This window comes from Citrobacter cronae (assembly GCF_016893685.1).
GTDB lineage: Bacteria > Pseudomonadota > Gammaproteobacteria > Enterobacterales > Enterobacteriaceae > Citrobacter > Citrobacter werkmanii.
On the sequence record NZ_CP069763.1, the window covers coordinates 112,765 to 138,595 of the forward strand.

General features: G+C 55.2%; 26 protein-coding genes. 13 read left to right on the top strand and 13 right to left on the bottom strand.

What is annotated here, in order from left to right; all coding sequences use genetic code 11:
- The 3 genes from hypF to JSN25_RS00530 all read right to left on the bottom strand — a co-directional run.
- A partial coding sequence (gene hypF / locus JSN25_RS00520; protein WP_204525371.1) for a carbamoyltransferase HypF occupies nucleotides 1-2,223 on the bottom strand: 2,223 nt, incomplete at its 3' end.
- A gap of 143 nt (nucleotides 2,224-2,366) precedes the next feature.
- Nucleotides 2,367-2,912 (bottom strand): electron transport protein HydN, encoded by a 546-nt coding sequence (gene hydN / locus JSN25_RS00525; RefSeq protein WP_003037366.1) that lies wholly within the window; start codon nucleotides 2,910-2,912, stop codon nucleotides 2,367-2,369.
- 145 nt (nucleotides 2,913-3,057) lie between these two features.
- Entirely contained in the window at nucleotides 3,058-4,071 is a 1,014-nt protein-coding gene (locus JSN25_RS00530; protein WP_204525710.1) for a LacI family DNA-binding transcriptional regulator, read from the bottom strand.
- A gap of 263 nt (nucleotides 4,072-4,334) precedes the next feature.
- On the opposite strand from JSN25_RS00530, the gene ascF reads away from it, so the two are divergent.
- From ascF to JSN25_RS00545, 3 genes are all read left to right on the top strand, one after another.
- Nucleotides 4,335-5,789 (top strand): PTS cellobiose/arbutin/salicin transporter subunit IIBC, encoded by a 1,455-nt coding sequence (gene ascF / locus JSN25_RS00535; RefSeq protein WP_204525372.1) that lies wholly within the window; start codon nucleotides 4,335-4,337, stop codon nucleotides 5,787-5,789.
- 22 nt (nucleotides 5,790-5,811) lie between these two features.
- Nucleotides 5,812-7,236, top strand: a complete 1,425-nt coding sequence (locus JSN25_RS00540) for a 6-phospho-beta-glucosidase (RefSeq protein ID WP_204525373.1) — start codon at nucleotides 5,812-5,814, stop codon at nucleotides 7,234-7,236.
- A 171-nt stretch (nucleotides 7,237-7,407) separates the two neighbouring features.
- The gene (locus JSN25_RS00545) at nucleotides 7,408-7,659 is read left to right on the top strand and encodes a SymE family type I addiction module toxin (RefSeq protein ID WP_038633077.1); all 252 of its coding nucleotides are present in this window, start codon (nucleotides 7,408-7,410) and stop codon (nucleotides 7,657-7,659) included.
- A gap of 45 nt (nucleotides 7,660-7,704) precedes the next feature.
- On the opposite strand, the gene hycI is transcribed toward JSN25_RS00545, so the two are convergent.
- The 9 genes from hycI to hycA form a co-directional block, all read right to left on the bottom strand.
- Complete coding sequence (gene hycI / locus JSN25_RS00550; protein ID WP_038633079.1) at nucleotides 7,705-8,175, bottom strand: hydrogenase maturation peptidase HycI; 471 nt, start codon at nucleotides 8,173-8,175, stop codon at nucleotides 7,705-7,707.
- Nucleotides 8,168-8,578 carry a formate hydrogenlyase maturation HycH family protein gene (locus JSN25_RS00555; RefSeq protein WP_003037385.1) on the bottom strand — a complete coding sequence of 137 codons (411 nt, stop codon included), beginning with the start codon at nucleotides 8,576-8,578 and terminating at the stop codon, nucleotides 8,168-8,170. Before JSN25_RS00555 ends, hycI begins: the two co-directional genes overlap by 8 nt.
- The gene (gene hycG, locus JSN25_RS00560; protein WP_003037388.1) at nucleotides 8,575-9,342 is read right to left on the bottom strand and encodes a formate hydrogenlyase subunit HycG; all 768 of its coding nucleotides are present in this window, start codon (nucleotides 9,340-9,342) and stop codon (nucleotides 8,575-8,577) included. The genes JSN25_RS00555 and hycG overlap by 4 nt, the downstream gene beginning before the upstream one ends.
- Nucleotides 9,342-9,884, bottom strand: coding sequence for a formate hydrogenlyase subunit HycF (gene hycF, locus JSN25_RS00565; protein WP_038633082.1), 543 nt, complete (start codon nucleotides 9,882-9,884; stop codon nucleotides 9,342-9,344). The genes hycG and hycF overlap by 1 nt, the downstream gene beginning before the upstream one ends.
- A gap of 9 nt (nucleotides 9,885-9,893) precedes the next feature.
- The gene (hycE, locus tag JSN25_RS00570) at nucleotides 9,894-11,603 is read right to left on the bottom strand and encodes a formate hydrogenlyase subunit HycE (protein ID WP_006687169.1); all 1,710 of its coding nucleotides are present in this window, start codon (nucleotides 11,601-11,603) and stop codon (nucleotides 9,894-9,896) included.
- Nucleotides 11,604-11,620: 17 nt separating this feature from the next.
- Nucleotides 11,621-12,544 carry a respiratory chain complex I subunit 1 family protein gene (locus JSN25_RS00575; RefSeq protein ID WP_042310580.1) on the bottom strand — a complete coding sequence of 308 codons (924 nt, stop codon included), beginning with the start codon at nucleotides 12,542-12,544 and terminating at the stop codon, nucleotides 11,621-11,623.
- 2 nt (nucleotides 12,545-12,546) lie between these two features.
- Nucleotides 12,547-14,373: a formate hydrogenlyase subunit 3 gene (gene hycC / locus JSN25_RS00580; RefSeq protein WP_110497040.1), complete on the bottom strand. Its 1,827-nt coding sequence runs from the start codon at nucleotides 14,371-14,373 to the stop codon at nucleotides 12,547-12,549.
- On the bottom strand, nucleotides 14,370-14,981 hold the full coding sequence (gene hycB, locus JSN25_RS00585; RefSeq protein ID WP_038633091.1) for a formate hydrogenlyase subunit HycB: 612 nt from the start codon (nucleotides 14,979-14,981) through the stop codon (nucleotides 14,370-14,372). The genes hycC and hycB overlap by 4 nt, the downstream gene beginning before the upstream one ends.
- Before the next feature lie 144 nt (nucleotides 14,982-15,125).
- Nucleotides 15,126-15,584 carry a formate hydrogenlyase regulator HycA gene (gene hycA / locus JSN25_RS00590; protein WP_038633094.1) on the bottom strand — a complete coding sequence of 153 codons (459 nt, stop codon included), beginning with the start codon at nucleotides 15,582-15,584 and terminating at the stop codon, nucleotides 15,126-15,128.
- Nucleotides 15,585-15,782: 198 nt separating this feature from the next.
- On the opposite strand from hycA, the gene hypA reads away from it, so the two are divergent.
- From hypA to flhA, 6 genes are all read left to right on the top strand, one after another.
- Nucleotides 15,783-16,139, top strand: a complete 357-nt coding sequence (gene hypA, locus JSN25_RS00595) for a hydrogenase maturation nickel metallochaperone HypA (RefSeq protein WP_042310587.1) — start codon at nucleotides 15,783-15,785, stop codon at nucleotides 16,137-16,139.
- 87 nt (nucleotides 16,140-16,226) lie between these two features.
- The gene (gene hypB, locus JSN25_RS00600; RefSeq protein WP_159121377.1) at nucleotides 16,227-17,099 is read left to right on the top strand and encodes a hydrogenase nickel incorporation protein HypB; all 873 of its coding nucleotides are present in this window, start codon (nucleotides 16,227-16,229) and stop codon (nucleotides 17,097-17,099) included.
- Nucleotides 17,090-17,362, top strand: a complete 273-nt coding sequence (hypC, locus tag JSN25_RS00605) for a hydrogenase 3 maturation protein HypC (protein ID WP_038633103.1) — start codon at nucleotides 17,090-17,092, stop codon at nucleotides 17,360-17,362. The genes hypB and hypC overlap by 10 nt, the downstream gene beginning before the upstream one ends.
- The gene (gene hypD / locus JSN25_RS00610; protein WP_038633106.1) at nucleotides 17,363-18,484 is read left to right on the top strand and encodes a hydrogenase formation protein HypD; all 1,122 of its coding nucleotides are present in this window, start codon (nucleotides 17,363-17,365) and stop codon (nucleotides 18,482-18,484) included.
- Nucleotides 18,481-19,491: a hydrogenase expression/formation protein HypE gene (hypE, locus tag JSN25_RS00615; protein ID WP_204525374.1), complete on the top strand. Its 1,011-nt coding sequence runs from the start codon at nucleotides 18,481-18,483 to the stop codon at nucleotides 19,489-19,491. The genes hypD and hypE overlap by 4 nt, the downstream gene beginning before the upstream one ends.
- A gap of 217 nt (nucleotides 19,492-19,708) precedes the next feature.
- The gene (gene flhA / locus JSN25_RS00620; protein WP_038633112.1) at nucleotides 19,709-21,787 is read left to right on the top strand and encodes a formate hydrogenlyase transcriptional activator FlhA; all 2,079 of its coding nucleotides are present in this window, start codon (nucleotides 19,709-19,711) and stop codon (nucleotides 21,785-21,787) included.
- Nucleotides 21,788-21,889: 102 nt separating this feature from the next.
- On the opposite strand, the gene JSN25_RS00625 is transcribed toward flhA, so the two are convergent.
- Nucleotides 21,890-22,234 (bottom strand): nitrous oxide-stimulated promoter family protein, encoded by a 345-nt coding sequence (locus tag JSN25_RS00625; RefSeq protein ID WP_044699707.1) that lies wholly within the window; start codon nucleotides 22,232-22,234, stop codon nucleotides 21,890-21,892.
- 186 nt (nucleotides 22,235-22,420) lie between these two features.
- On the opposite strand from JSN25_RS00625, the gene JSN25_RS00630 reads away from it, so the two are divergent.
- The 4 genes from JSN25_RS00630 to sitD all read left to right on the top strand — a co-directional run.
- The gene (locus tag JSN25_RS00630; RefSeq protein WP_038633117.1) at nucleotides 22,421-23,338 is read left to right on the top strand and encodes a metal ABC transporter substrate-binding protein; all 918 of its coding nucleotides are present in this window, start codon (nucleotides 22,421-22,423) and stop codon (nucleotides 23,336-23,338) included.
- Nucleotides 23,335-24,150, top strand: coding sequence for an iron/manganese ABC transporter ATP-binding protein SitB (gene sitB, locus JSN25_RS00635; RefSeq protein WP_069324560.1), 816 nt, complete (start codon nucleotides 23,335-23,337; stop codon nucleotides 24,148-24,150). The genes JSN25_RS00630 and sitB overlap by 4 nt, the downstream gene beginning before the upstream one ends.
- A 2-nt stretch (nucleotides 24,151-24,152) precedes the next feature.
- Nucleotides 24,153-25,010, top strand: a complete 858-nt coding sequence (gene sitC, locus JSN25_RS00640; RefSeq protein ID WP_085048857.1) for an iron/manganese ABC transporter permease subunit SitC — start codon at nucleotides 24,153-24,155, stop codon at nucleotides 25,008-25,010.
- The coding region (gene sitD, locus JSN25_RS00645; RefSeq protein WP_204525375.1) for a metal ABC transporter permease at nucleotides 25,007-25,831 on the top strand (825 nt) is incomplete at its 3' end. The genes sitC and sitD, both read left to right, overlap by 4 nt.

A 25,831-nucleotide genomic window follows, 5' to 3' on the forward strand; every position in this document is an offset into this window, starting at 1 on the left:
TCGCGCCGCGGCAATCACGCCCTGCCCCAGCGATAATCCCCCATCACCCGCCGGTAAACGCTGCGGGAACAGTAAGGTGAAATCAGCCAGATAAAATGCCAGCCGCGATGACAACGAACGGTTATGCATCACGCCACCGCTGAATACTAACGTCTTAACGCCACGCGCTTCAGCCTGCTCACGCATCAGCGTGGCAAACCCACACGCCAGCGCATCATGAAACGCCCACGCTCTTGCCGCAGGCGCCCCCTGCCAGTTCAGCCATTGCTGCCAAAAAACAGCCAGGTCAAGCTCATTACCTTGCAAGGGGATTGTTACCGGATGCTCAACGCCTTCACATTGCGATGCCAGTGCCTCCAGCGCGCAGGCGGCCTCGCCTTCATAGCTCAGCGAAGTCGGTGCGCACTGGAGCGCGGCGGCAACGGCATCAAACAGCCGTCCGCACGATGACGCCAGCGGCGCATTGATCCCCCGCTCAATGGCGCGTGCCAGCACGTTCCAGTTTTGCTGTTGCAGCGCCGATGTTTCCGGGAATCGCTGCCAGTCAGGGACAAAACGCAGACACTGCGCGAGCAGGTTACGCCACGGCTGCTTTGCCGCCAGATCACCGCCCGCCAGCGCGACCGCGGGTAAGCCGCCCAGGTGTTCGCATTCACGATAGTTGACCCGCAAACACTCTCCGCCCCACAGCGCGCCGTTTGCTCCCATGCCGATACCGTCTACCGTCAGAGCGATAACGTCGCCACCGTCCAGCGGCCAACCGTGCTCGGCCATACACGCAGCGGCATGCGCATGGTGATGCAGCACCGTTTCGCTCGGCAGATTCATCTCACTGGCCCACAGGCTGGAAACATAGCCGGGGTGGGCATCATGCACGATACGCTGTGGCGTAAAGTCATAAATGTTTTGGATCAGGCGCAGCGCATCACGCCACTGCTGCTGGATGCCGTCATCGCTGAGATCGCCCAAATGCTGACTGATAACCGCCTGTTCGCCACGCACCAGACAGAAGGTATTTTTTAGATCCGCGCCTAAACACAGCATCGGCGGCACGTCACGAAAACCCGGCGGCAACGCGACCGCATCCGGTACGTAACCCCGCGAGCGGCGCAGCATTTCCCCGCTTTCACGCACCACGGAGTCATCCATACGCTGCACAATTTCGCGGTTATGCAGCAGGAAACCGTCGGCAATCTCGCGTAAATCTTCCAGCACCTGCGCGTTGGTAATGGCTGGCGGCCTGCCGCTGAGGTTGCCGGAGGTCATTACCAGCGGGCACTGCATCTCTTGTAACAGGAGATGCTGCAACGGATTCGCTGGCAGCATAACGCCAACTTCCGTTAACCCTGGCGCTATTCCCTCGCTCAATGCCGCTACATAGCGTTTTTGCACCAACACGATCGGCGCGGCAGGGGTGGTTAACAGACGACGCGCAGCTTCAGGCAGTCCGTCGTCAGCAGGCAACATCACCGCCAACGGTTTAGCCGGGCGATGTTTACGCAACCGGAGCAGCGCCACAGCATTATCATTTCGCGCATCGCAGACCAAATGAAATCCGCCAATGCCTTTCACAGCGACAATGCCGCCCGCTTTTAGCAACGCTACCGCCGCCTGCAGCGCCTCTTCTTTTTCCGCTCGCTCACCCGCGCTTAGCCACTCAAGATGTGGACCACATTGCGGGCAGGCAACGGGTTGGGCGTGAAAGCGACGGTCATAGGGATCGCGATACTCTGTATCGCATTGCGCACAGAGAGGGAAGGACGCCATCACGGTAAACGGACGGTCGTACGGCATGGCGCGGATAATCGTAAAACGCGGGCCACAATGGGTGCAGTTGATGAAGGGGTAGCGATAGCGACGTTCGCCGGGGGTGTTCATTTCAACAAGGCATTCGGGACAAGTCGCGGCGTCCGGGACAATTTGCGTATTCATCGTACCGCCTGCACTTTGGCGAATCGAGAAATCGGCAGGCTGCTGCGTCCAGGCGAATGGTTCGCTCTCAATGCTATCAATGCGCGCCAGCGGCGGACAATGTTGATGTAATTGCGCAATAAACTCCGCCGGATCTTCCTGTAAGCGCACCACCACACCGTCACCGTCGTTGCACACGTCGCCATGCAGTTGCAGGCGCTGCGCCAGTTGCCAGACGAAGGGGCGAAACCCGACGCCCTGTACCTTGCCGCGAATACGCAGTTGTACGCCGGAGTGGTTGTTGATTGTCATTATGTCCTTCCCGCAGTCATCTATCCCGGTTTGCCGGATGGCGCTACGCTTATCAGGCCTACGTGAATGCGAAAAGTAGGCCGGATAAGGCGAAGCCGCCATCCGGCATAAGTACTACCGTATTTTACGCGGATTTTTAGCGATCAGAACAGCAAAGATGCGGTGGAGTCCAGCGCCGCGCGGCGGCGTTTTTCAGCGCTCAGTTGCTCAAGCTTATTGCGATCCACATAAATCAGCGCGTGAGTCGGGCAGACTTCCATACAGGCAGGACCCGCTTCGCGGTGGTGGCACAGGTCGCACTTGTTGGCTTCGGCTTTTTCTGCACGAACGTTCAGGCCCGCGCCGCTGTTACGCACAACCGGACGCACGACAACTTCCATTGCCCCATAAGGACACGCCACCACGCAGGTTTTACAGCCAATGCAGCGTTCCTGCATCACGTGGACAAAGCCTTTATCACGGCTGATTGCACCGTTTGGACAGACGTTAGCGCACGGCGCGTCTTCACACTGGCGGCACAGCGTCGCCGTGGAGACGTTAACGCCTTTGATGACGTGAATGCGGGGTAAAAAGGTTTCAGGGGTCAGCGATGCGCAGTCCTGGTTATCCTGATGGGATACTACGCAGGCCACTTCACAGGTACGGCAACCAATGCATTTATTGGCGTCTGCAATGATGAAACGGTTCATCAATTTCTCCAGCAATGACAGATTATCTGCCGAAGCATTCACGAATCGTGCCAAATTTTAATGCACTGTTATTAAAGGGTTTTTATTTTGATGGATGTAAGAATGGTGTGTCATCGTCACTAGTGACGATGACAAATGACAGCCGTCAGCGCGAAACGTATGGCGCAACAGAATCGCGCTGAATGAGTTCCCCGGTGAAGATTTTTGGCGGCGTAAATGCCCCGTCACCCAGCATAAATATCAGGCGACCAATCGTTTCCTGGATCATTTCCGTCACCGGAATTTTGACGCTGGAAAGCGCCGGAATAGTGTATGGCGCGATGGCGATATCATCGAAACCAATCACCGACACCTGGGCAGGCACACGGATACCCTGATCATGCAACTGCTTCATCGCGCCTATCGCCATATCATCATTGCTGGCCACCAGCGCGGTAAAATTGACCTTGCGTGAAAGCAGCGTATCAACGCCCGCGGCACCGCAGGCTGGCGTCCACTTTCCTTTGACAATCAAATCATTATTTAGCGAAATGCTATGCGCAGCCAGCGCGTCTTTATAGCCTGAGAGTCGTTCCACGCCGGTAGGCGAATCCATCGAGCCGGTAATAAAACCAATCTCCTGGTGCCCGGCGGCAATCAACTGCGCAACGGCGTTAAAGCTGGTTTGTTTTTGATCGCACCAGACGCTGTGGCTACTGTTTTTACGCAGCCGTCGATTAAGCACCATAATCGGCTGGGCGTGCGCGTCAATGATCTCGTCTATTTCATCCACGCTGAGAAAACGCGGATAGATCATAATCGCGTCACAGCGCAGGTCGAGTAAGTACTGGATCGCCTGACGCTCTTCCTCTGCGCTATGCTTACCATCAGCCAGCAACAACTGGCGCCCCTTATCCTCCGCCATCCGCGCGGTGTGAAACAGCAGTTCGCTGAAATAGACGCCGTGATAAAGGGTGTTAGTGACCACCAGCCCCAGCGTCTGCGTGGTCTTCGCCGCCAGACTGCGCGCCAGCAAGTTAGGGCGGTAACCACTCTCTTCAATGGCCTGAAACACGCGGTCTTTGGTTTCCTGGCTGACGTAACCGTTCCCGGAAAGCACCCGGGAAACCGTCGCTTTCGACACCCCGGCCCGCTTCGCCACCTCCAGCATCGTGGTCATAGTACTCATCCCTTTGCTCTTAATGTGACGCAGTGTACTGCACCGTTTCGCCGCTGTCCTCGCTGCTAAAACGCGGCGCCTGACATCTGGTGATCATCATCACAATTATAAGAAAAATAAAAATTAATTCTTGTTTAAAGAATATAAATTAAACATGATTTTGTGGAACCGGTTTCCTATCTGAGTTTCATCAACTCAGAAACGCGACCTGCGCAAACGGATAAAACATAACGTACCCTACTGATAAAACAGGATTAAATCCGATGTCCAAGAATTATGCAGCGCTGGCGCGCTCCGTTGTGACGGCTCTGGGAGGCGTCGACAACATCACAGCAGTGACCCACTGTATGACCCGTTTGCGTTTCGTTATCAAAGATGATGCGCAGGTCGATAGCGCGACGCTGAAAACGCTTCCTGGCGTGCTGGGCGTAGTACGTAACGATAATCAGTGTCAGGTGATCATCGGCAACACCGTTTCGCAGGCGTATCGCGAAGTTGTCAGCCTGCTACCTACCAACATGCAACCTGCTGAGCCGCAAACCAAACCCCGGCTGACGCTGAAACGGATTGGCGCGGGGATCCTCGATGCGCTGATCGGCACGATGTCACCGCTGATCCCGGCAATTATCGGTGGATCAATGCTCAAACTGCTGGCAATGGTTCTGGAAATGACCGGCGTGCTGGTAAAAGGATCGTCCACCCTCACCATTCTGACCGTTATCGGCGACGGCGCATTTTTCTTCCTGCCGCTGATGGTCGCCGCTTCGGCAGCCATCAAATTCAAAACCAACATGTCGCTGGCAATTGCTATTGCGGGTGTGCTGGTCCATCCCAGTTTTATCGATCTGATGGCAAAAGCCGCGCAGGGTGAGCACGTTGAGTTCGCCCTGATCCCGGTGACGGCGGTCAAATACACCTACACCGTGATCCCGGCACTGGTCATGACCTGGTGTCTGTCATATATCGAACGTTGGGTGGATCGTATCACGCCGGCAGTGACCAAAAACTTCCTCAAACCGATGCTGATCGTGCTGATCGCCGCCCCGCTCGCGATCGTTTTAATCGGCCCGATTGGTATCTGGATCGGTAGCGCGATTTCAGCGCTGGTCTATACCATTCACGGCTATCTCGGCTGGCTGTCGGTCGCCATTATGGGCGCATTGTGGCCGCTGTTGGTGATGACGGGTATGCACCGCGTGTTTACGCCCACCATTATCCAGACCATTGCCGAAACCGGTAAAGAAGGCATGGTGATGCCCTCTGAAATCGGCGCCAATCTGTCGCTGGGCGGTTCATCGCTGGCGGTGGCATGGAAAACCAAAAACCCGGAACTGCGTCAGACAGCGTTGGCGGCCGCCGCTTCAGCCATCATGGCAGGCATTTCCGAACCCGCGCTGTACGGCGTGGCGATCCGTCTGAAACGCCCACTGATTGCGAGCCTAATCAGCGGGTTTATCTGCGGTGCCGTTGCCGGTATGGCTGGACTAGCGAGCCATTCCATGGCGGCCCCTGGCCTGTTCACCAGCGTCCAGTTTTTCGATCCGGCTAATCCGATGACCATTGTCTGGGTGTTTGGCGTGATGGCGCTGGCGGTCGTGCTTTCCTTTGTATTAACACTGATTCTCGGCTTTGAAGATATTCCTGTCGAAGATGCTGCCGCGCAGGCCAGAAAAAATCAGGCCGCACAAGCGGGCAATATCAATGGAGCCAGCATTTGACTGGCATGAACTGAGGTTAACTATGTCTGTTTTTCCGCAAGGATTTTTATGGGGCGGCGCGCTGGCCGCCAACCAGTCTGAAGGGGCATACCGGGAAGGCGGTAAAGGGCTGACCACCATCGATATGCTCCCCCATGGCGAACACCGGATGCCGGTTAAACTGGGTCAGGAGAAGCGCTATACGCTTCAGGACGACGAATTTTATCCCAGCCATCAGGCGATCGACTTTTATCATCGCTACAAGGAAGATATTGCGCTGATGGCGGAAATGGGGTTTACAGTTTTTCGCACCTCAATAGCCTGGAGTCGTCTCTACCCTAACGGCGACGAACTGGCGCCTAATGAAGAAGGTATCGCTTTTTACCGGGACGTTTTTGCCGAGTGTAAAAAATACGGTATTGAGCCGTTAGTCACGCTATGTCACTTCGATGTGCCCATGCATCTGGTTACCGAGTACGGCTCCTGGCGGAACCGCAAAATGGTGGAGTTCTTTACCCGTTACGCCCGCACCTGCTTCGAAGCCTTTGACGGTCTGGTGAAATACTGGCTGACGTTCAACGAAATCAACATCATGCTGCACAGCCCTTTTTCAGGGGCCGGGTTGGTGTTTGAAGAGGGTGAAAATCAGGATCAGGTGAAATATCAGTCCGCCCACCACGAACTGGTTGCCAGTGCCCTGGCGACGAAAATCGCCCATGAAGTGAATCCGCAAAACCGGGTCGGTTGCATGCTGGCGGGCGGTAATTTTTATCCTTACTCCTGTAAACCAGAAGATGTGTGGACCGCGCTGGAAAAAGACCGCGAAAACCTGTTCTTTATTGATGTGCAGGCGCGCGGGGCTTATCCCGCCTACTCCGCCCGGGTGTTTCGCGAAAAGGGCGTGACGATAGAAAAAGCCGCAGAAGATGACGACATCCTGAAGAACACCGTCGATTTCGTCTCGTTTAGCTATTACGCATCACGCTGCGCCTCCGCTGACATGAACACGGGCAACACCAGCGCTGCCAACGTAGTGAAATCACTGCGTAATCCGTACATTGCCGCCAGCGAATGGGGCTGGGGTATCGATCCGCTTGGCCTGCGCATCACGATGAATATGATGTATGACCGTTATCAGAAGCCGCTGTTTCTGGTGGAAAACGGGCTGGGGGCGAAAGATGAAATGGATGCCAACGGAGAGATTAATGACGACTATCGCATTCGCTATTTACGCGAACACATCCGCGCCATGGCTGACGCCATTGAAGATGGTGTGCCGCTAATGGGTTACACCACCTGGGGCTGCATCGATCTGGTTTCCGCCTCAACCGGCGAGATGAGCAAGCGTTACGGTTTTGTGTATGTAGACCGGGACGATGCGGGCCAAGGCACGCTGGCGCGTACCCGCAAAAAATCATTCTGGTGGTACAAAAAAGTGATCGCCAGTAACGGGGCCGATCTGGCGTAATTCCTCAGCCGGAGGGTTTTGTAATCCTTCGGCAGAATCACCTATTTTCATTTCATGAATTGCATTCCAAATGTGGAATCTTCCTTCCAGTTTCCGGTTTGCCCTTGCGCATTTTTACTGGCATTTTATTCAGTAGTTTTTCTCTTATCCGTTCACCACAAGGAAGCGTTCATGTCTGATGAAAATGGCACAACAGCAGTGGTTATCACCAAACCCGTACGTCGTTTGAAAGTGGGCTATGTCAGAAAACGCCATGAAGATCGTAACACGGGTTTCACGCTCCGTATCAGTCGGCATGCCTCGCTAACGCTGAACGGCGACTGGCTGGAACAAGCGGGATTCCCTACCGGGACGGCAGTGAATGTTTCGGTGATGCAGGGGAAATTAATTATCGAGCAGGCAAGTGAAGAACAGAGTGTGTGAGGCTCAAAACAGGCCGGATGCCACTGGCATCCGGCGTTGGTAAGGTTACTCTTCTGGCGCTTCTAACCCGGAAAATCCACCGTGGCCTTCCCATCCGGCTAATCGTTGATAGACGGTCTCGACCGCATCTTTGATCGGCTGCGTCATCGGGTAATAAAAACCGACAATATCCGGCTGAATGCCGAGGAAGATCACCTCGCCAACATCCTCTTTTAGCTGATCGACCAGATAGTTCAGCGGCATGTTGTGGGTGGTCATCATGAACATTTCAGCAATATCATCCGGGTCGATAATGCGGATTTCACCCGGGTTTAACCCCATGTCGGTGGCATCCACAATCAACAGACGCTGCGGGCGCAGTTCACGGATAGCGACGATATCGTTTTCCGGCGCGCTGCCGCCGTCGATGACAACCCAGTTGCCCTGAGGATTGGCAGCGCACATTTCCGCCAGTAGCGGACCCGCGCCGTCATCGCCCATCATGCTGTTGCCGACACAAAGTAAAACGTCAGTCACGGTGTCTCCTCACCATCAGATAGATGGCGCTTTCCTGGTGAATATCATGCAGCATGCTGAGCATCAGCTTGCTCCACTCCTGCTGCTGCGGAGTCTGCACGGCGCGCGCATCATCAAACGCGCGCGCCAGCATTTGCACATGGTTGAAATCGATGACGATCTCGCCATACTTCGGCACGCCTTCCATTTTCCGCCGGGCTTCGCTGCCCTCGGCAAGGGTGGCTATCCACGCCAGATATTCATCCCACGGACAGGTTAACGCCGCTTCCAGGCAATCGATGATCCCAAGGTGGTGACCAATCGCCAGGCTGTAATAGACAACCTGCTGCGCCTCTGCGGGCGTCGCATCGTTCTCATCAATAAACTTACGGCTCAGTTGACTGAACACCACCGTTTCACTCATCGGATACGCGCCTCTTCGACTACATGGTTAAGATGCGTGACGATTTCGGTCAGACGCGGATCGTTTTCCGCTTCCAGCCAGCGCGCCACCTGATGTTCACCCTGCCCTAACTGCGTCATATAGTCATCAGCAATCTGGCGACCGTAGCGGTAACCCGCCAGACGGCGAGCTTCGCGGTCCACCTTCACACGCAGCGGTTGAACCATATCCGGATGCAGAATTTCAGCGGGCTGTTCGTCCAGTTCACCTGGCGCACGCGCATGAATTTTCTGTTCCAGCAGACCCAGCGCCATCGCAAAACCGTACAGCGTTGCCGCAGGCGTCGGCGGACAGCCAGGAATATACACGTCCACCGGAACGATTTTATCCGTGCCGCCCCATACGCAGTATAAGTCGTGGAAGATACCGCCGCTGTTACCGCAGGCGCCGTAAGAGATACAAATTTTCGGATCCGGCGCAGACTGCCAGGCGCGCAGCGCCGGAGAACGCATCGCGCGGGTTACCGCGCCGGTAAACAGCAGGATATCCGCATGACGCGGCGACGGTACCACTTTGATACCAAAGCGTTCGGCATCAAACAGCGGAGAGAGCGTGGCGAAAATTTCGATTTCGCAGCCGTTGCAGCCGCCGCAGTCCACACGATAAACATACGCTGAACGCTTGATGCTTTTCAGCAGCGATGCTTTCATGCTGGCAATGGATTCATCCACCGTCATCGGTACCGGAATACCGTTGGCGTCACGTGGGCCTAATAAATTGCTCATCAGCTGGCCTCTTTCATATGGCGAGTCAGTTCAATACGGTCAGACGGCACCAGACATTTCTGGCGCTTACAATCCGGGCAGGTCTCAAAGCTTTCACGGTGGTTTTCCGCGCGACTGTCACCGTTGTGCTTGAGCAGCGCAATGGCGTAATCAATCTCTTTTTGTACCGCGAACGGGCGGTTACAGACGCGGCAGTTACACAGCGAAAAGCGAGACTGCTGCAGGAAATCTTCTTTCTTCCATACCGCCAGCTCATATTCCTGCGACAGCTTGATCGCCGCCGTCGGGCAAACTTCTTCGCAGCGGGCGCAGAAGATGCAGCGACCGAGGTTGAACTGCCACGCCAGCTCATTGGTAACCAGATCGGTTTCAACCGTCAGCGCATTGGATGGACACGCATTGACACAGGCCGCGCAGCCAATGCACTGCTGCGGATTGTGCTCGGGTTTACCGCGGAAATTTTTATCGACCGCAATCGGCTCCAGCGGATACGACGACGTCGGCGCCCCGGTTTTGATGACTTTTTTGATAAAGGTAAACATGGCGATTCCTTATTTCAGCGGCGAGTTTTTACGCTCGATGCTGTAGCGCTCAAGTTCTTTGTACGGTACGACTTTGCTCTTCTTCTTACGCACATCGACCACGGTCATACGGTCAGTACAGGAGTAGCAAGGATCGAGGCTACCGATAATCAGCGGGGCATCGGAAACAGTGTTGCCACGCAGCATGTAACGCAGCGTTGGCCAGTTGGCGTAGGTCGCCGCACGGCAGCGCCAGCGATACAGTTTCTGGTTATCGCCGGTCATGCTCCAGTGGATGTCATCGCCGCGCGGCGCTTCGGCAAAGCCCAGCGCGAAGCGGTGAGGAATATAGGTAAAGCCTTCCACCGCCAGCGGGCCGCCCGGCAGGTTGTCCAGACCAAAGTCGATCATGTTCAGTGCGGTATAGACTTCATTGATACGGACTTTAAGACGAGAAATGACGTCGCAACCCTGCTCGCTGTGCACTTCCATCGGCAGCAAACCATAACCCACAAATGGGTGATCGGCGCGGGTGTCACGCGCGTGACCGCTGGCGCGAACCATCGGACCGACGTTACTAAAGTCGCGGGCGATCTCCGGATCCAGACGACCAATACCCACGGTACGCTGTTCCATGTTCGGCGTGCTGAGCAGCATATCGACCAGTTCCTGCACCTCACGACGCATCTGCTGCGCCAGTTGACGGGTCTGGATCATATCGTCTTTCAGCAGGTCACGACGGATACCGCCGATCAGGTTCATACCGTAAGTTTTACGCGCCCCGGTGAGGATCTCCGCCATCTTCATCGACGTTTCCCGCACGCGGAAGAACTGCATAAAGCCGGAATCAAAACCGGTGAAGTGACAGGCCAGGCCGAGGTTCAACAGATGCGAGTGCAAACGCTCCACTTCCAGCAGAATGGCGCGGATCATCTGCGCGCGCTCCGGCACCACGATACCCATCGCATTCTCTACGGAGGTGGTATAGGCGGTGCTGTGGGCAAAACCGCAGATGCCGCACACGCGGTCCGACAGGAACGTCACTTCGTTGTAACCCATACGGGTTTCCGCCAGTTTCTCCATGCCGCGGTGGACATAGAACAGACGATAGTCGGCGTCGATGATGTTCTCGCCGTCAACAAACAGACGGAAGTGACCGGGCTCATCGGAGGTCACGTGCAGCGGGCCAATCGGCACCACGTTATTTTTCTTGTCACCCAGTTCGTTGATGAACTCGTAGGTTTCAGCATCGGTGGTCGGCGCCGGGCGCTGACGATAATCCATACTGTCTTTACGCAGCGGATACAGCTCGTCCGGCCAATCATCCGGCAGCACCAGACGACGTTCATCCGGCAAACCGACCGGGATCAAACCGTACATGTCGCGCACTTCACGCTCGCCCCAGACGGCTGCCGGAACGCGTGGCGTCACGGATGGGAATTCCAGCTTATTGGCATCCACTTCAACGCGGACGGTAATCCAGCACTTGGTGCCCTGCTCCATCGACATCACGTAATAAACGGCGTAATGGCCGCACAACTGACGTTCGTCGTTACCAAACAGCACGGACAACCAGCCGCCCTGTTTGTAGTACAGGAACTCAACCACTTCCGGCAGGTAGTTCACCTTGACGGTGATCGTCAGCTGATCTTTGGTCTGCCAGGCTTCATCCAGCACCACGCCCGGAAAGGCCTGGTGCAGAGCGGCGAGATAGTGTTGACCTAATTTTTCTTCAGACATGCTCAAACTCTCTTAAATCACGCCACCAGCAAGGAGACGAACGCTAAAAACGCAAACCCAAAACCGGCCCAGGTCACGCGTGAAGTGGCGCAAAAACGCAGACGCGCCATGCTGTTTTCGAACAAGGCAATGACCAGCACGCCGAGGACCAGTTTGACGACGGCAATCACCAGCGCCAGCAGCAGCCCACCCGCGGTGAAGGTCTCCATCTGTCCCCACGGCAGGAACACGCCGACGAACATTTGCAGTACGACCAATTGTTTGAGGCTAATACCCCACTTCAGCACCGCAAAACCGCTGCCGCTGTATTCGGTCAATGGACCTTCCTGCAGTTCCTGCTCTGCTTCCGCCAGATCGAACGGCAGTTTGCCCATTTCGATAAAGGTGGCGAAAGCACAGGCGCACAGGGCCAGAATCAGCGGGATGCTGCGCGCAGCAGGCCAGTGGTAAACGGTATCGGCGATATTGCTGATATGGGTTGAACCCGCAACCTGCGCCGCCACCCACAGTCCCAGCAGCAGGATAGGTTCAACCAGCACGCCGAGCATCGCTTCGCGGCTGGCGCCAATCGCAGTAAACGGGCTACCGGTATCCAGGCCCGCGATAGAGAAAAAGAAACGGGCGATGGCGAACAGGTAAATTAAGGTGATCAGATCGCCCAATTGCGGCAGCGGTGAACCAACGGTCACTACCGGCAACGCGGTGGCGATAGTCAGCATCACACCTACCATCACAAATGGCGTCAGGCGGAAAACCCAGCTGGAATCCGCAGGCGCAATGCTCTGACGGCCCAGCAGTTTGATAATGTCGCGGTATTCCTGCAAAACGCCCGGACCGCGACGATTATGCAAACGCGCACGCGCCACGCGGGTCACACCGGACAGCAGCGGCGCAACGGCAAACAGCACCAGCGCCTGAATTAACGGATATAAAACACTCATTTTCAGGCTCCTCGTGAAACCACAATCACCACCAGCACCGCCAGCTCAATCAACGCCAGGCGACGAAACAGTACCGGGGCGGCCGCATTCTGCCAGCCCGGAACCAGTGATACCGGGTTCAGCCATTTACGCAATTTGAGTACCGGGGCAAAGGCTTCTTTCACCGGCATGGCAAAACCGTGTGCGGTAATGACCATTGACTGCTCGTGATCGTAGCCACACACCCATGCCGCACCGCGTGAACGCGACGGCAGACGGTTGCCTTTGAAAATTGCCATGATGATGAACGGCAGCAGCGGACACGCGATCAGCAGCAGCGTGATCATTGGCTGAGAAACGGTGGTGTTCGCGGTTTCCAGCGGCAGTGGAACGGCAGAGGAAATCATCGGCAGCAGCCACGGCGCAGCAACGCCGCCAATCACGCAGCAGATAGCCAGCGCAACCACGCTCACGCCCATCAGGATTGGCGCGCAGCAGGCATTTTCAGCTTCCTTCGTGCGCGGCGCGCCAAGGAACGTAACGCCATACACTTTCGCCATACACATCACCGCCAGCGCGCCAGTAATCGCCAGTCCTACCGCCAGCAACGGCCCTAACAGACGACCGACAAACGCGCCGCTGTTGCCAAGCTTAAAGAAGGACTGATAGATGACCCACTCACCGGCAAAACCGTTCAGCGGCGGCAGTGCGGCCATCGCCATCAGGCCAACCAGCATCGCCAGAGAGATAATCGGCATACGTTTACCGATACCGCCCAACTTCTCGATATCACGATGACCGGTACGGAACCAGATGCTGCCAGCACCGAGGAACAGAACGCTTTTGAACAGGCTGTGGTTGACCAGATGATACAGACCACCGGTCAAACCCAACGCAATCAGCGCCGGTTGATTCAGTGAAATCCCGGTTACGCCAGCACCCAGCCCCAGCAGAATAATGCCGATGTTTTCCAGCGTGTGGTACGCCAGCAAACGCTGGATGTTATGTTCCATTAGCGCATACAGACCGCCGACAAATGCGGTGATCATACCCAGCACCAACAGCGTAATGCCCCACCACAGCGGCGCGTTACCGCCCAGCAGCGACAGGGAGAGAATACCCAACAGACCGACCTTCATGACCACGGTAGAAAACAGTGCCGCAGCCGGCGCGCTGGCGTTAGCGTGTGCCTGCGGCACCCAACCGTGCAGTGGGATAATCCCGGCCAGCAGGCCAAAACCCGCCACGCCCAGCAGCCAGATGTCAGACCCAAGCGGCAGCTCCTGGGTGCGCAGATCGAGCAGACGCAGTTCCAGCGTACCGTAGCGCTGCCACACCAGGTAGCAGGCAATCGCCAACAGCAGCGTGCCGATGCGCCCCAGCGCAAACCACAGCTTGCCTTCTTTACTGCAACCGGTCAGGAACACCGCGCACAGCGCCATGATTTCCGCCATCACCACCAGCGTACCGAGGTTGCTGGCAACCACCGCACATACCGCTGCGGCCATCAGCAGATTCACCAGCAGGCCGTTGGCTTTCACCTGTGGATGGCGATGCCAGTCAATGTTGTACAGGCTGACAAACAGACCGCACAGGCCCAGAGTAATCAGCCAGATAGCGTTCAACGGGGTAATTTGCAGGCTGTGACCAATAAACGGCATCACACCGCTTACCGCCAGCGCGTTGGTCAGCACCATAAAACCCGCGCCAGCCGTACACAAACTGCCAACCGCGCCGCCAACCCCTGCAATCCAGCCGCTCAGCGGTTTATGAAATGAAAACAGAAATGCCAGAACCGCAGCCGCTGTAAACCAGGCCACGCCGCTGTTAATCAGTGAAATTGCGCTCATTTTGCATCTCCACTTTGAGCCTGCTGAAACAAGGTGAGATCGCCGAAGTCGGTATTGAAAGTCAGCTCACGTTTACGTTTGCTGGCGCGGGCGATATCCATGTTGCTCACCAGATGCAGGGCTTTGGTCGGACACATGCGTACGCAGGCCGGACCTTGCTCGTCAAAACTACACAGATCGCATTTCACCGCGATGGCACGAATGCCCGGAACCCAGTCCAGCAGCGTGCTTACGCGAGCTGGAGCTGGCGGGGCCGGCGGCGCTTTTGATGTATTGGCGTTTGCCGGGATATGCAGCGGACGGCTACCGGAAAACTCAATAGCGCCGAACGGACAGGCGATCCCGCACAGTTTGCAGCTTACGCACAGGCTTTCATTCAGCTGTACGGCGCCGTCAACGCGATTAATCGCATTAACCGGACAAACGGTAGCGCAAGGCGCATCTTCACACTGGTGGCAAAGCTGCGGCGCGGATTCTTTTTCATTTAACATCACTTTCAGGCGCGGCATTGACTGCAGGCCATGCTGGCGATGTGTCTCTGAGCAGGCGGCTTCACAGGTGTGGCAGCCAATACAAAGAGTGGAGTCAGCAATTACAAAACGATTCACCAGGCATTCCTCAGGTGATAGTCATTTTTGACGAAAACATGTCAGGCAAATGTCATTTCGACATTTTTCGACATGCCCATTCCCTAAACTGTCGTGACGCAGTAGTAACGCCGCGTCATGACAAACGTGGGCAGCACCCGAGGCTTACGCCGGGCTATGTCCCGCAACCAGCTGGCTTAAATTCACCGGCATATTGTTCTCAACCGCGGTGTACAGGCTGTCGTAGACACTGGCGATTTTTTCGAGATAGTGCTCCAGCACCTGCTCGCGATCGCGGTTGCTGATACGCTCATCAACTTTACCGTCGATGGTCAACTGTGCCTGTGCAATCAGTTGTTTATCATCACCCTCTTTCGTTTCGACGTAATACTCGATGGTGTGACTGTTGAAACCATCCGCCAGCGTGACGTAGATAACGAAGTGTTCAAAAAGGACAAAGCACAGATCTTTGTCCGGCGCGCAGCTCATCGCATGATGCAAACGCGCTTTCGACAGGGTGATCCCCTGAACCAGCGAGTTGCAGTAAATACGCCACTGGTCCTGTAGGCGACGATGCCGTTCAGCGATGTAATCGGCTTTTTCGCTTATTTCCCAAATAGTCATGTCAGGTTACCCGTTTAGCAGAGATGAACAGCCTTAAGCACATTTCATGCCAAAATTAATTTCCTTTATTTTCAAATACATAAAAAATCAAAGATGGGTGACGACGTGTCATTTCGTCATTGTCGTCATTGTCACGGATGAAAAAATTCAACCTGGCATGTTTATTGCTTTTAATACGGCAACTTCATAGGAGGCGGTATGCACGAAATAACCCTCTGCCAAAGAGCACTGGAATTGATTGAACAACAGGCCACGCAACACGGTGCCAAGCGAGTAACTGGGGTCTGGCTCAAAATTGGCGCATTTTCTTGCGTAGAAACCAGCGCTCTCGCCTTTTGTTTTGATCTGGTATGCCGTGGGACCCTTGCAGAAGGTTGTAAACTCCACCTCGAAGAACAAGAAGCGGAATGTTGGTGCGAATCTTGTCAGCAATACGTCACGTTACTGACGCAACGCGTGCGTCGGTGTCCGCAATGCAACAGCGATACGCTGAGAATTGTGGCCGATGATGGTTTACAGATTCGACGAATTGAAATAGGCGACGCCGAAGACTAATTCCGGTGGCACCTGCCAGGCCGGAGAAGACGCTTGCGTCGCCATCCGGCAAAAAGCCTGTAACAAGAAAGAGATCAGGAGTGAGCGATGTGTACGACATGTGGTTGCGCTGAAGGCAACCTTTATATAGAGGGTGATGAGCATAATCCCCACTCGGCGTTTCGCAGCGCGCCATTTGCCCCGGCGGCTCGCCCGGCGCTGAATATTACCGGTGTGAAAACCTCTAATTTCGCACCGAGCCAGACCGCAGAAGGCGACCTGCACTACGGTCATGGCGAGGCGGGTACCCATGCGCCAGGCATGAGTCAGCGCCGTATGCTGGAAGTCGAAATTGACGTGCTGGACAAAAATAACCGTCTGGCCGAACGTAACCGCGCCCGTTTTGCCGCTCGTCAGCATCTGGTATTAAACCTCGTCTCAAGCCCGGGCTCAGGTAAAACGACGCTACTGACCGAAACGCTGATCAAGCTGAAAGACAGCGTTCCGTGCGCCGTGATTGAAGGCGACCAACAGACGGTCAACGATGCCGCCCGTATTCGCGCCACCGGCACCCCCGCCATCCAGGTCAACACGGGTAAAGGTTGCCACCTTGACGCGCAAATGATTGCTGACGCCGCGCCGCGTTTGCCGCTTGATAACAACGGCATTCTGTTTATTGAAAACGTCGGTAACCTGGTCTGCCCGGCCAGCTTCGACCTCGGCGAACGTCATAAAGTGGCGGTGCTGTCCGTCACCGAAGGCGAAGATAAGCCGCTGAAATATCCGCATATGTTTGCCGCCGCATCGCTGATGCTGCTCAATAAAGTGGATCTGCTGCCGTACCTCAATTTTGATGTTGAAAAGTGCATCGCCAGCGCCCGGGAAGTGAACCCGGACATTGAGATCATCCTGATTTCCGCCACCAGCGGCGAAGGGATGGACCAATGGCTCTCCTGGCTGGAGACGCAACGATGTGCATAGGTGTTCCGGGTCAAATCCGCACCATTGATGGCAACCAGGCCAAAGTCGACGTTTGCGGTATTCAGCGCGATGTCGACCTGACGCTGGTCGGTAGCTGTGATGAAAATGGTCAGCCGCGTCTGGGTCAGTGGGTACTGGTCCACGTCGGCTTTGCGATGAGCATCATTAATGAAGCAGAAGCGCGCGACACGCTCGACGCGCTGCAAAATATGTTTGACGTTGAGCCGGATGTCGGCGCGTTGCTGTACGGCGAGGAAAAATAAATGCGTTTTGTTGACGAATACCGCGCACCAGAACAGGTGATGCAGTTGATAGAGCACCTGCGTGAACGTGCCGCTCTCCTCCCCTATACCGCTGAACGACCGCTGCGCATCATGGAAGTTTGTGGCGGCCATACCCACGCTATTTTCAAATTCGGACTCGACCAACTGCTGCCCGAAAACGTGGAGTTCATTCACGGTCCTGGCTGCCCGGTTTGCGTTCTGCCGATGGGCAGGATCGACAGCTGTGTTGAAATCGCCAGCCATCCGGAAGTGATTTTCTGCACCTTTGGCGACGCCATGCGCGTGCCGGGAAAACAAGGCTCACTACTACAGGCCAAAGCGCGCGGCGCGGATATCCGCATCGTCTATTCGCCGATGGATGCGCTGAAGCTGGCGCAGGAAAACCCAACGCGTAAGGTTGTGTTCTTTGGTCTGGGTTTTGAAACCACCATGCCGACCACCGCCATCACCCTACAGCAGGCCAAACAACGCGATGTGCAGAACTTTTACTTTTTCTGTCAGCACATTACGCTAATCCCCACGCTGCGCAGCCTGCTGGAACAGCCGGACAACGGCATCGATGCCTTTTTAGCACCGGGGCACGTCAGCATGGTGATTGGCACCGACGCCTATAATTTCATTGCCTCAGATTTCCATCGCCCGTTAGTGGTCGCCGGCTTTGAGCCGCTCGACCTGCTGCAAGGCGTGGTGATGCTGATTGAACAGAAAATCGCCGCCCAAAGCCAGGTCGAAAACCAGTACCGCCGCGTGGTACCGGATGCCGGTAACGCCTTAGCGCAACAGGCCATCGCTGAGGTATTTTGCGTCAACGGCGACAGCGAATGGCGCGGTCTGGGCGTGATCGAATCGTCTGGCGTTCACCTGACGCCGGACTATCAACGTTTTGATGCCGAAGCGCATTTTCAGCCAGCGCCACAGCAGGTATATGACGATCCGCGCGCGCGTTGCGGAGAGGTGTTGACCGGCAGATGTAAACCGCATCAGTGCCCGTTATTTGGTAAAACCTGTAACCCGGAGACCGCCTTTGGCGCACTGATGGTCTCCTCAGAAGGCGCATGTGCCGCCTGGTATCAGTATCGTCAGCAGGAGTGTGAAGCATGAACAGCGTACAACTCGCCCACGGTAGCGGCGGTCAGGCTATGCAGCAGTTGATCAACAGTCTGTTTATGGAGGCTTTTGCTAATCCGTGGCTGGCGGAACAGGAAGATCAGGCGCGTCTGGAACTGGCGCAGTTGGTTGCAGAGGGCGATCGTCTGGCGTTCTCTACCGACAGCTATGTTATCGATCCGTTGTTCTTCCCCGGCGGTAATATCGGCAAGCTGGCTATCTGCGGTACGGCTAACGATGTCGCCGTCAGCGGCGCGATTCCGCGTTATCTCTCCTGCGGTTTTATCCTTGAAGAAGGTCTGCCGATGGAGACGCTGAAAACCGTCGTCACCAGCATGGCGGCAACCGCACGCGAAGCGGGCATCGCCATCGTGACCGGTGATACCAAAGTCGTGCAGCGTGGCGCCGCAGATAAGTTGTTCATCAACACCGCTGGTATGGGGGCGATCCCCGCCAACATTCACTGGGGCGCGCAAACTCTCGGCCCTGGCGATGTATTGCTGGTTAGCGGTACGCTCGGCGACCATGGTGCAACCATTCTTAATCTGCGCGAGCAATTGGGTCTTGATGGCGAACTGGTTAGCGACTGTGCGGTGTTAACGCCGCTTATCCAGACGATACGTGATATACCCGGCGTGAAGGCGCTGCGTGACGCCACCCGTGGCGGCGTGAATGCGGTGACGCATGAGTTTGCCGCATCATGTGGATTTGGTATTGAGCTGTCTGAAGCGGCCCTGCCCGTGAAGCCTGCGGTGCGTGGCGTTTGCGAGCTGCTGGGCCTCGATGCGCTCAACTTTGCCAACGAAGGCAAACTGGTGATTGCCGTTGAGCGTCAGGCTGCTGAAAGCGTGCTTGCCGCGCTGCGCGCGCATCCGTTAGGACGCGACGCGGCAATGATTGGCGAAGTAGTTGAACGTAAAGGTGTACGTCTTGCCGGACTGTATGGCGTGAAACGAACCCTCGATTTACCACACGCTGAACCTTTACCTCGTATATGCTAGCAGGCAGTTGGCAGCATGCTGTAAGCCGGATAAGACGCATTGGCGTCGACATCCGGCATTAATGCTGCATTATCGCCTGATGGCTTTGCTTATCAGGCCTACGGATTGCGTGACCAGCGAGTTTGCGGTCAGCCATCCGGCAATAATTTACGACTTATACCTATAATTCATTTACCGTTTTCGCACCGTTTTGCGGTGCTTTCCCTGGAAAAGCAATATGTCGTATACACCGATGAGTGACCTCGGACAGCAAGGCCTGTTCGATATTACTCGTACATTATTACAGCAGCCCGATCTTCAGTCTCTCAGCGAGGCGCTTTCACAGCTGGCCAGGCATTCCGGACTGGCCGACTGCGCGGCTATTGTCTTATGGCAGGCACAAACGCAACGTGCGCGTTATTTTGCGACGCGCGAAAATAGTAAACCTATCGATTATGAAGACGAAACGGTGCTGGCGCATGGGCCGATACGCCGTATCCTGTCGCGCCCCGACGCGCTGCACTGCAACTATCATGAGTTCACGGAAACCTGGCCGCAGCTGGCATCCGGCGGATTGTATTCTGAATTTGGTCACTACTGTCTGCTGCCGCTGGCGGCGGATGGGCGCATCTTTGGCGGTTGCGAATTCATCCGCAACGAAGACAGACCATGGAGCGAAAAAGAGTACAATCGGCTCCAGACCTTCACCCAGATTGTCGGTGTCGTGGCTGAACAAATTCAGAGCAGAGTCAGCAATAACGTCGATTACGATCTGCTGTGCCGTGAGCGTGACAACTTTCGCATCCTGGTCGCCATCACCAATGCGGTGCTTTCCCGACTGGACATAGATGAACTGGTCAGCGAAGTCGCCAAAGAGATCCACCATTATTTCGACATCGATGCTATCAGTATCGTGTTACGCAGCAGTCGCAAAAATAAGCTGAGCATCTACTCCACCCACTATCTGGATGAGCATCATCCGGCGCACGAACAGAGCGAAGTGGACGAAGCAGGCACACTCTCTGAGCGGGTCTTCAAAAGCAAAGAGATGCTGCTGATTAACCTGAGCGAACGCGACGCCCTTGCTCCTTATGAACGGATGCTGTTCGAGACCTGGGGCAACCAATTACAGACGCTGTGCCTGCTGCCGTTGATGTCCGGCAATAACATGCTTGGCGTACTGAAGCTGGCGCAGTGCGAAGAGAAAGTCTTCACCACCGCCAATCTCAAACTGCTACGCCAGATTGCCGAGCGTGTGGCGATTGCCGTGGATAACGCCCTCGCCTACCAGGAAATTCACCGTCTGAAAGAACGTCTGGTCGATGAAAACCTGGCGCTGACAGAGCAGCTCAACAACGTTGACAGCGAGTTCGGCGAAATCATTGGCCGCAGCGAAGCGATGTACAGTGTGCTCAAACAGGTCGAGATGGTGGCGCAAAGTGACAGCACCGTATTGATTCTCGGCGAGACCGGGACAGGCAAAGAGCTGATCGCCAGAGCGATTCATAACCTGAGCGGCCGTAACGCCCGCCGGATGGTAAAAATGAACTGTGCGGCAATGCCTGCCGGATTGCTGGAAAGCGATCTGTTTGGTCATGAGCGCGGTGCGTTTACCGGAGCCAGCACGCAACGTATTGGGCGTTTCGAACTGGCGGACAAAAGCTCACTGTTCCTTGATGAAGTGGGCGACATGCCGCTTGAGCTTCAGCCGAAGCTATTGCGCGTTTTGCAGGAACAGGAGTTTGAGCGTCTGGGCAGCAATAAGCTGATCCAGACCGATGTCCGTTTGATCGCCGCCACCAACCGCGATCTGAAAAAGATGGTCGCCGATCGCGAGTTTCGCAACGATCTCTACTATCGGCTGAACGTCTTCCCGATCCATCTGCCGCCGCTGCGCGAACGCCCGGAAGATATTCCGCTATTGGTAAAAGCTTTCACCTTTAAAATTGCCCGCCGAATGGGGCGCAATATCGACAGTATTCCCGCCGAAGCGCTGCGTACGCTGAGCAGTATGGAATGGCCGGGTAACGTGCGTGAACTGGAAAATGTGGTAGAACGCGCGGTGCTGCTCACAAGGGGCAATGTACTGCAACTGTCTCTGCCGGATGTTGTCGCTTTGACGCCTTCCACGCCGCCAGTGGCGACCGAAGTCGCACAAGATGGCGAAGATGAATACCAGTTGATCATGCGCGTGCTGAAAGAGACTAACGGCGTCGTTGCCGGCCCCAAAGGCGCGGCGCAACGACTGGGACTGAAGCGCACGACGTTGCTGTCACGCATGAAGCGCCTGGGTATTGATAAGGATGCGCTGGTTTAACGGTTCGCCCGATGGCGCTTTGCTTATCGGGTCTACCCACTGGTGCGTTTATATTTGTAGGCCGGATAAGGCGCAGCCGCCATCCGGCATAGAATTGCTACATTACTTCTTCCGCTGGTACTTCTCGGGTAATTCCGGGACGGGACGTTTGTCATCAATCAGATGACGTACGGTCAGGATCGGATGACGCCAGAGCATTCTTGGCCCAGCCCAGCGCATAATCTGCTTCATCTCTTCACGTTTGGCGGGTTGATAACAGTGTACCGGGCACTGTTTGCAGGCCGGTTTTTCCTCACCAAATACGCACTTATCCAGACGCTTTTGCGCATAGGCAAACAACGCATCGTAATGCCCCGGCTCGTCTGAGGCCTGCGGACACTGGCGCTCGTACAGCGAGATCATTCTCTGGATCGTCATTTTTTCACGTGCAATACGTTTGCCGGACATGGTGCCTCCCAATTAAGTTGCATAAATAATACACCTTAACCATACACAGGACTATTACCTGAAGGTGATACATTCTTAGCACCCTACGCAAATAAGAATTATTTTCATTTGCTTATACCTTGTGCTATATAACATAGCAAAGGCTATATTCGTTGATAAATTAACCACTTTGTTGTGAGGGATACTATGCCGCAGTTGCCCCATCTGAAGTCATTTCTCCTTGCTGGCGCGTTAACGGCGCTGACGTTGTCGCCTGCCTGGGCGCAAGAAAAGTTCAAAGTGATAACCACTTTTACGGTGATTGCGGATATGGCAAGTAACGTGGCAGGTGACGCTGCGGACGTCAGTTCCATCACCAAACCTGGGGCAGAAATTCATGAATATCAACCCACGCCGGGCGATATCAAGCGGGCGCAAGGCGCACAGCTTATCCTTTCGAACGGGCTCAACCTCGAGCTGTGGTTTGCCCGTTTCTACCAGCATTTATCCGGCGTGCCGGAGGTAATGGTCTCCAACGGTGTGCAGCCAATGGGTATCAGCGAAGGGCCGTACAACGGCAAACCGAATCCGCACGCCTGGATGTCGGCAGAGAACGCACTTATCTACGTGGATAATATTCGCGATGCGCTGATGAAATACGATCCGCAGAATGCCGCAATCTACCAGAAAAATGCGCAGAGCTATAAAGCCAAAATCCAGCAGACCCTGGCGCCACTACATGCAGAACTGGCGAAGCTCCCTGCCGATAAACGCTGGCTGGTCACCAGTGAAGGCGCGTTTTCTTATCTGGCACGCGATAACGGCCTGAAAGAGTTGTATCTGTGGCCGATCAACGCCGATCAGCAGGGCACCCCCAAACAGGTACGCAAAGTGATCGATGCGATCAGAGCGCATCATATCCCAACGGTATTTAGCGAAAGCACTGTCTCCGACAAGCCTGCGCGTCAGGTCGCCCGTGAATCCGGTGCGCATTACGGCGGTGTGCTGTATGTCGATTCGCTCAGCGCTGCTGATGGCCCGGTACCGACCTATCTGGATTTACTGCGCGTCACAACACAAACCATTGTTAACGGCATCAACGAAGGTCTGGAGAGCCAACCATGAGTCACTCTGCGATTACCGTAAATCAGGTTACGGTGACGTATCGCAACGGTCACACCGCATTGCGGGACGCCACTTTTCAGGTTCCGGGCGGTTCGATTGCCGCCCTGGTCGGCGTAAACGGTTCGGGAAAATCAACGCTTTTTAAAGCGCTGATGGGTTTTGTTCGCCTGGCGCAGGGGGAAATATCTATTCTGCAACAGCCGGTTAATCAGGCGCTGAAACAGAATCTGATTGCCTATGTTCCTCAGTCGGAAGAGGTGGACTGGTCGTTTCCGGTACTGGTGGAAGATGTGGTAATGATGGGTCGCTTTGGCCACATGGGCTGGCTGCGTCGGCCAAAACAGATCGACCGCGCCTGTGTTGATGCGGCGCTGGCACGGGTCGATATGCTGGACTATCGCCATCGCCAGATAGGTGAACTGTCCGGCGGGCAGAAAAAACGCGTTTTTCTGGCGAGGGCTATTGCCCAGGATGGACAGGTGATTTTATTGGATGAACCCTTCACCGGCGTGGATGTGAAAACCGAGGCGCGCATCATCGACCTGCTACGCGAACTGCGCGATGAGGGGCGGACCATGCTGGTCTCTACCCATAATCTGGGGTCCGTTACCGAGTTTTGTGATTACACGGTAATGATTAAAGGTACGGTGTTGGCAAGTGGCCCGACCGAAACCACCTTTACGACTGAGAATCTCGAGCAGGCATTCAGCGGCGTTCTGCGCCATGTGGCGCTGAGCGGCGGTGAGCAACATGTGATTACCGATGATGAACGCCCGTTTATTTCGCGACGTGCGGCCAACGAGGGGGAATAATCATGAACTGGCTGACAGAACCGTTTGGTTACCAGTACATGCTCAACGCGATGTGGGTCTCGGCGATGGTCGGCGGCCTGTGTGCGTTTCTCTCCTGCTATCTGATGCTCAAAGGCTGGTCGCTGATTGGCGACGCGCTGTCGCACTCTATCGTTCCGGGCGTTGCTGGCGCTTATATGTTAGGGCTTCCCTTCGCGCTTGGCGCTTTTCTTTCCGGTGGACTGGCAGCGGGCAGCATGCTGTTTCTCAATCAGCGCTCGCGCCTGAAGGAAGATGCGATTATCGGACTGATTTTTTCCTCTTTTTTCGGTATCGGGCTGTTTATGGTGTCGCTCAATCCGATGTCGGTCAACATCCAGACCATTATTCTGGGAAACGTGCTGGCGATTGCACCGGAAGATATTGTGCAACTGGCCATCATCGGCGTCATCTCGCTGACTATTCTGTTGTTGAAGTGGAAAGATCTGATGGTGGTTTTTTTTGATGAAAACCACGCGCGCTCCATCGGTCTGAATCCTGGCTGGCTAAAGCTGTTATTTTTTACGCTGCTCTCCGTTTCCACGGTTGCCGCTCTGCAAACCGTCGGCGCATTTCTGGTGATTTGTCTGGTGGTCACACCCGGCGCCACCGCCTGGCTGCTGACGGATCGTTTTCCACGTCTACTCACTATCGCCGTAGCTATCGGCAGCCTGACCAGCTTTTTTGGCGCCTGGCTGAGCTACTGGCTGGACGGCGCAACCGGCGGAATTATTGTGGTTCTACAAACGCTGCTGTTCCTGCTGGCGTTTGTCTTTGCGCCAAAACACGGTCTGCTGGCGAATCGCCGTCGTGCCCGTCAGGTAAACAAGGAGTCCGTATGAGCTTAACGACGCTGCTGGAACCCTTTCAGTTTAGCTTTATGGTCAATGCGCTGGTCATCTCCACCATTGTCGCCATCCCCTGTGCGCTGTTGTCAGTGTTTTTGGTGCTTAAAGGCTGGGCGCTGATGGGCGATGCCATGAGCCACGCGGTTTTCCCCGGCATTGTGCTGGCGTGGATTGCAGGTATTCCACTGGCGATTGGCGCGTTTATCGCCGGATTGTTTTGCGCGGTGGCGACGGGCTATCTCGACGACAATAGCCGAATTAAGCGTGACACCCTGATGGGGATCGTCTTTTCCGGTATGTTTGGCGCGGGCCTGGTGCTGTACGTTTCGATCCAGTCGGAGGTCCATCTCGATCATATTCTGTTCGGCGATATGCTGGGCGTGTCGTTTAGCGATATTGTGCAAACCTCCGTTATCACGCTGGGGATTGCGCTTATCATCGGGCTAAAGTGGAAAGATCTACTACTGCACGCATTCGATCCGCATCAGGCAAAGGCCAGCGGTCTTAACACGACGCTGCTGCATTATGGTCTGTTGTGTATGATTGCCCTGACGATCGTCGCCACGCTGAAATCGGTAGGCATTATTTTGTCGATTTCCTTACTAATTGCCCCGGGTGCCATCGCGATATTAATGACACGGAAATTTTTCCATGCCTTGTGGCTGGCAGTGATTATCTCAGTCGTTACCTCGTTTATGGGCGTGTATCTGTCATTTTTCATCGACAGCGCACCAGCCCCCACCATCGTCGTACTATTTTCTCTGCTGTTTGTGATTACTTTTATTTATTCCGGTCTGCGCGATCGCCGTTTCGAG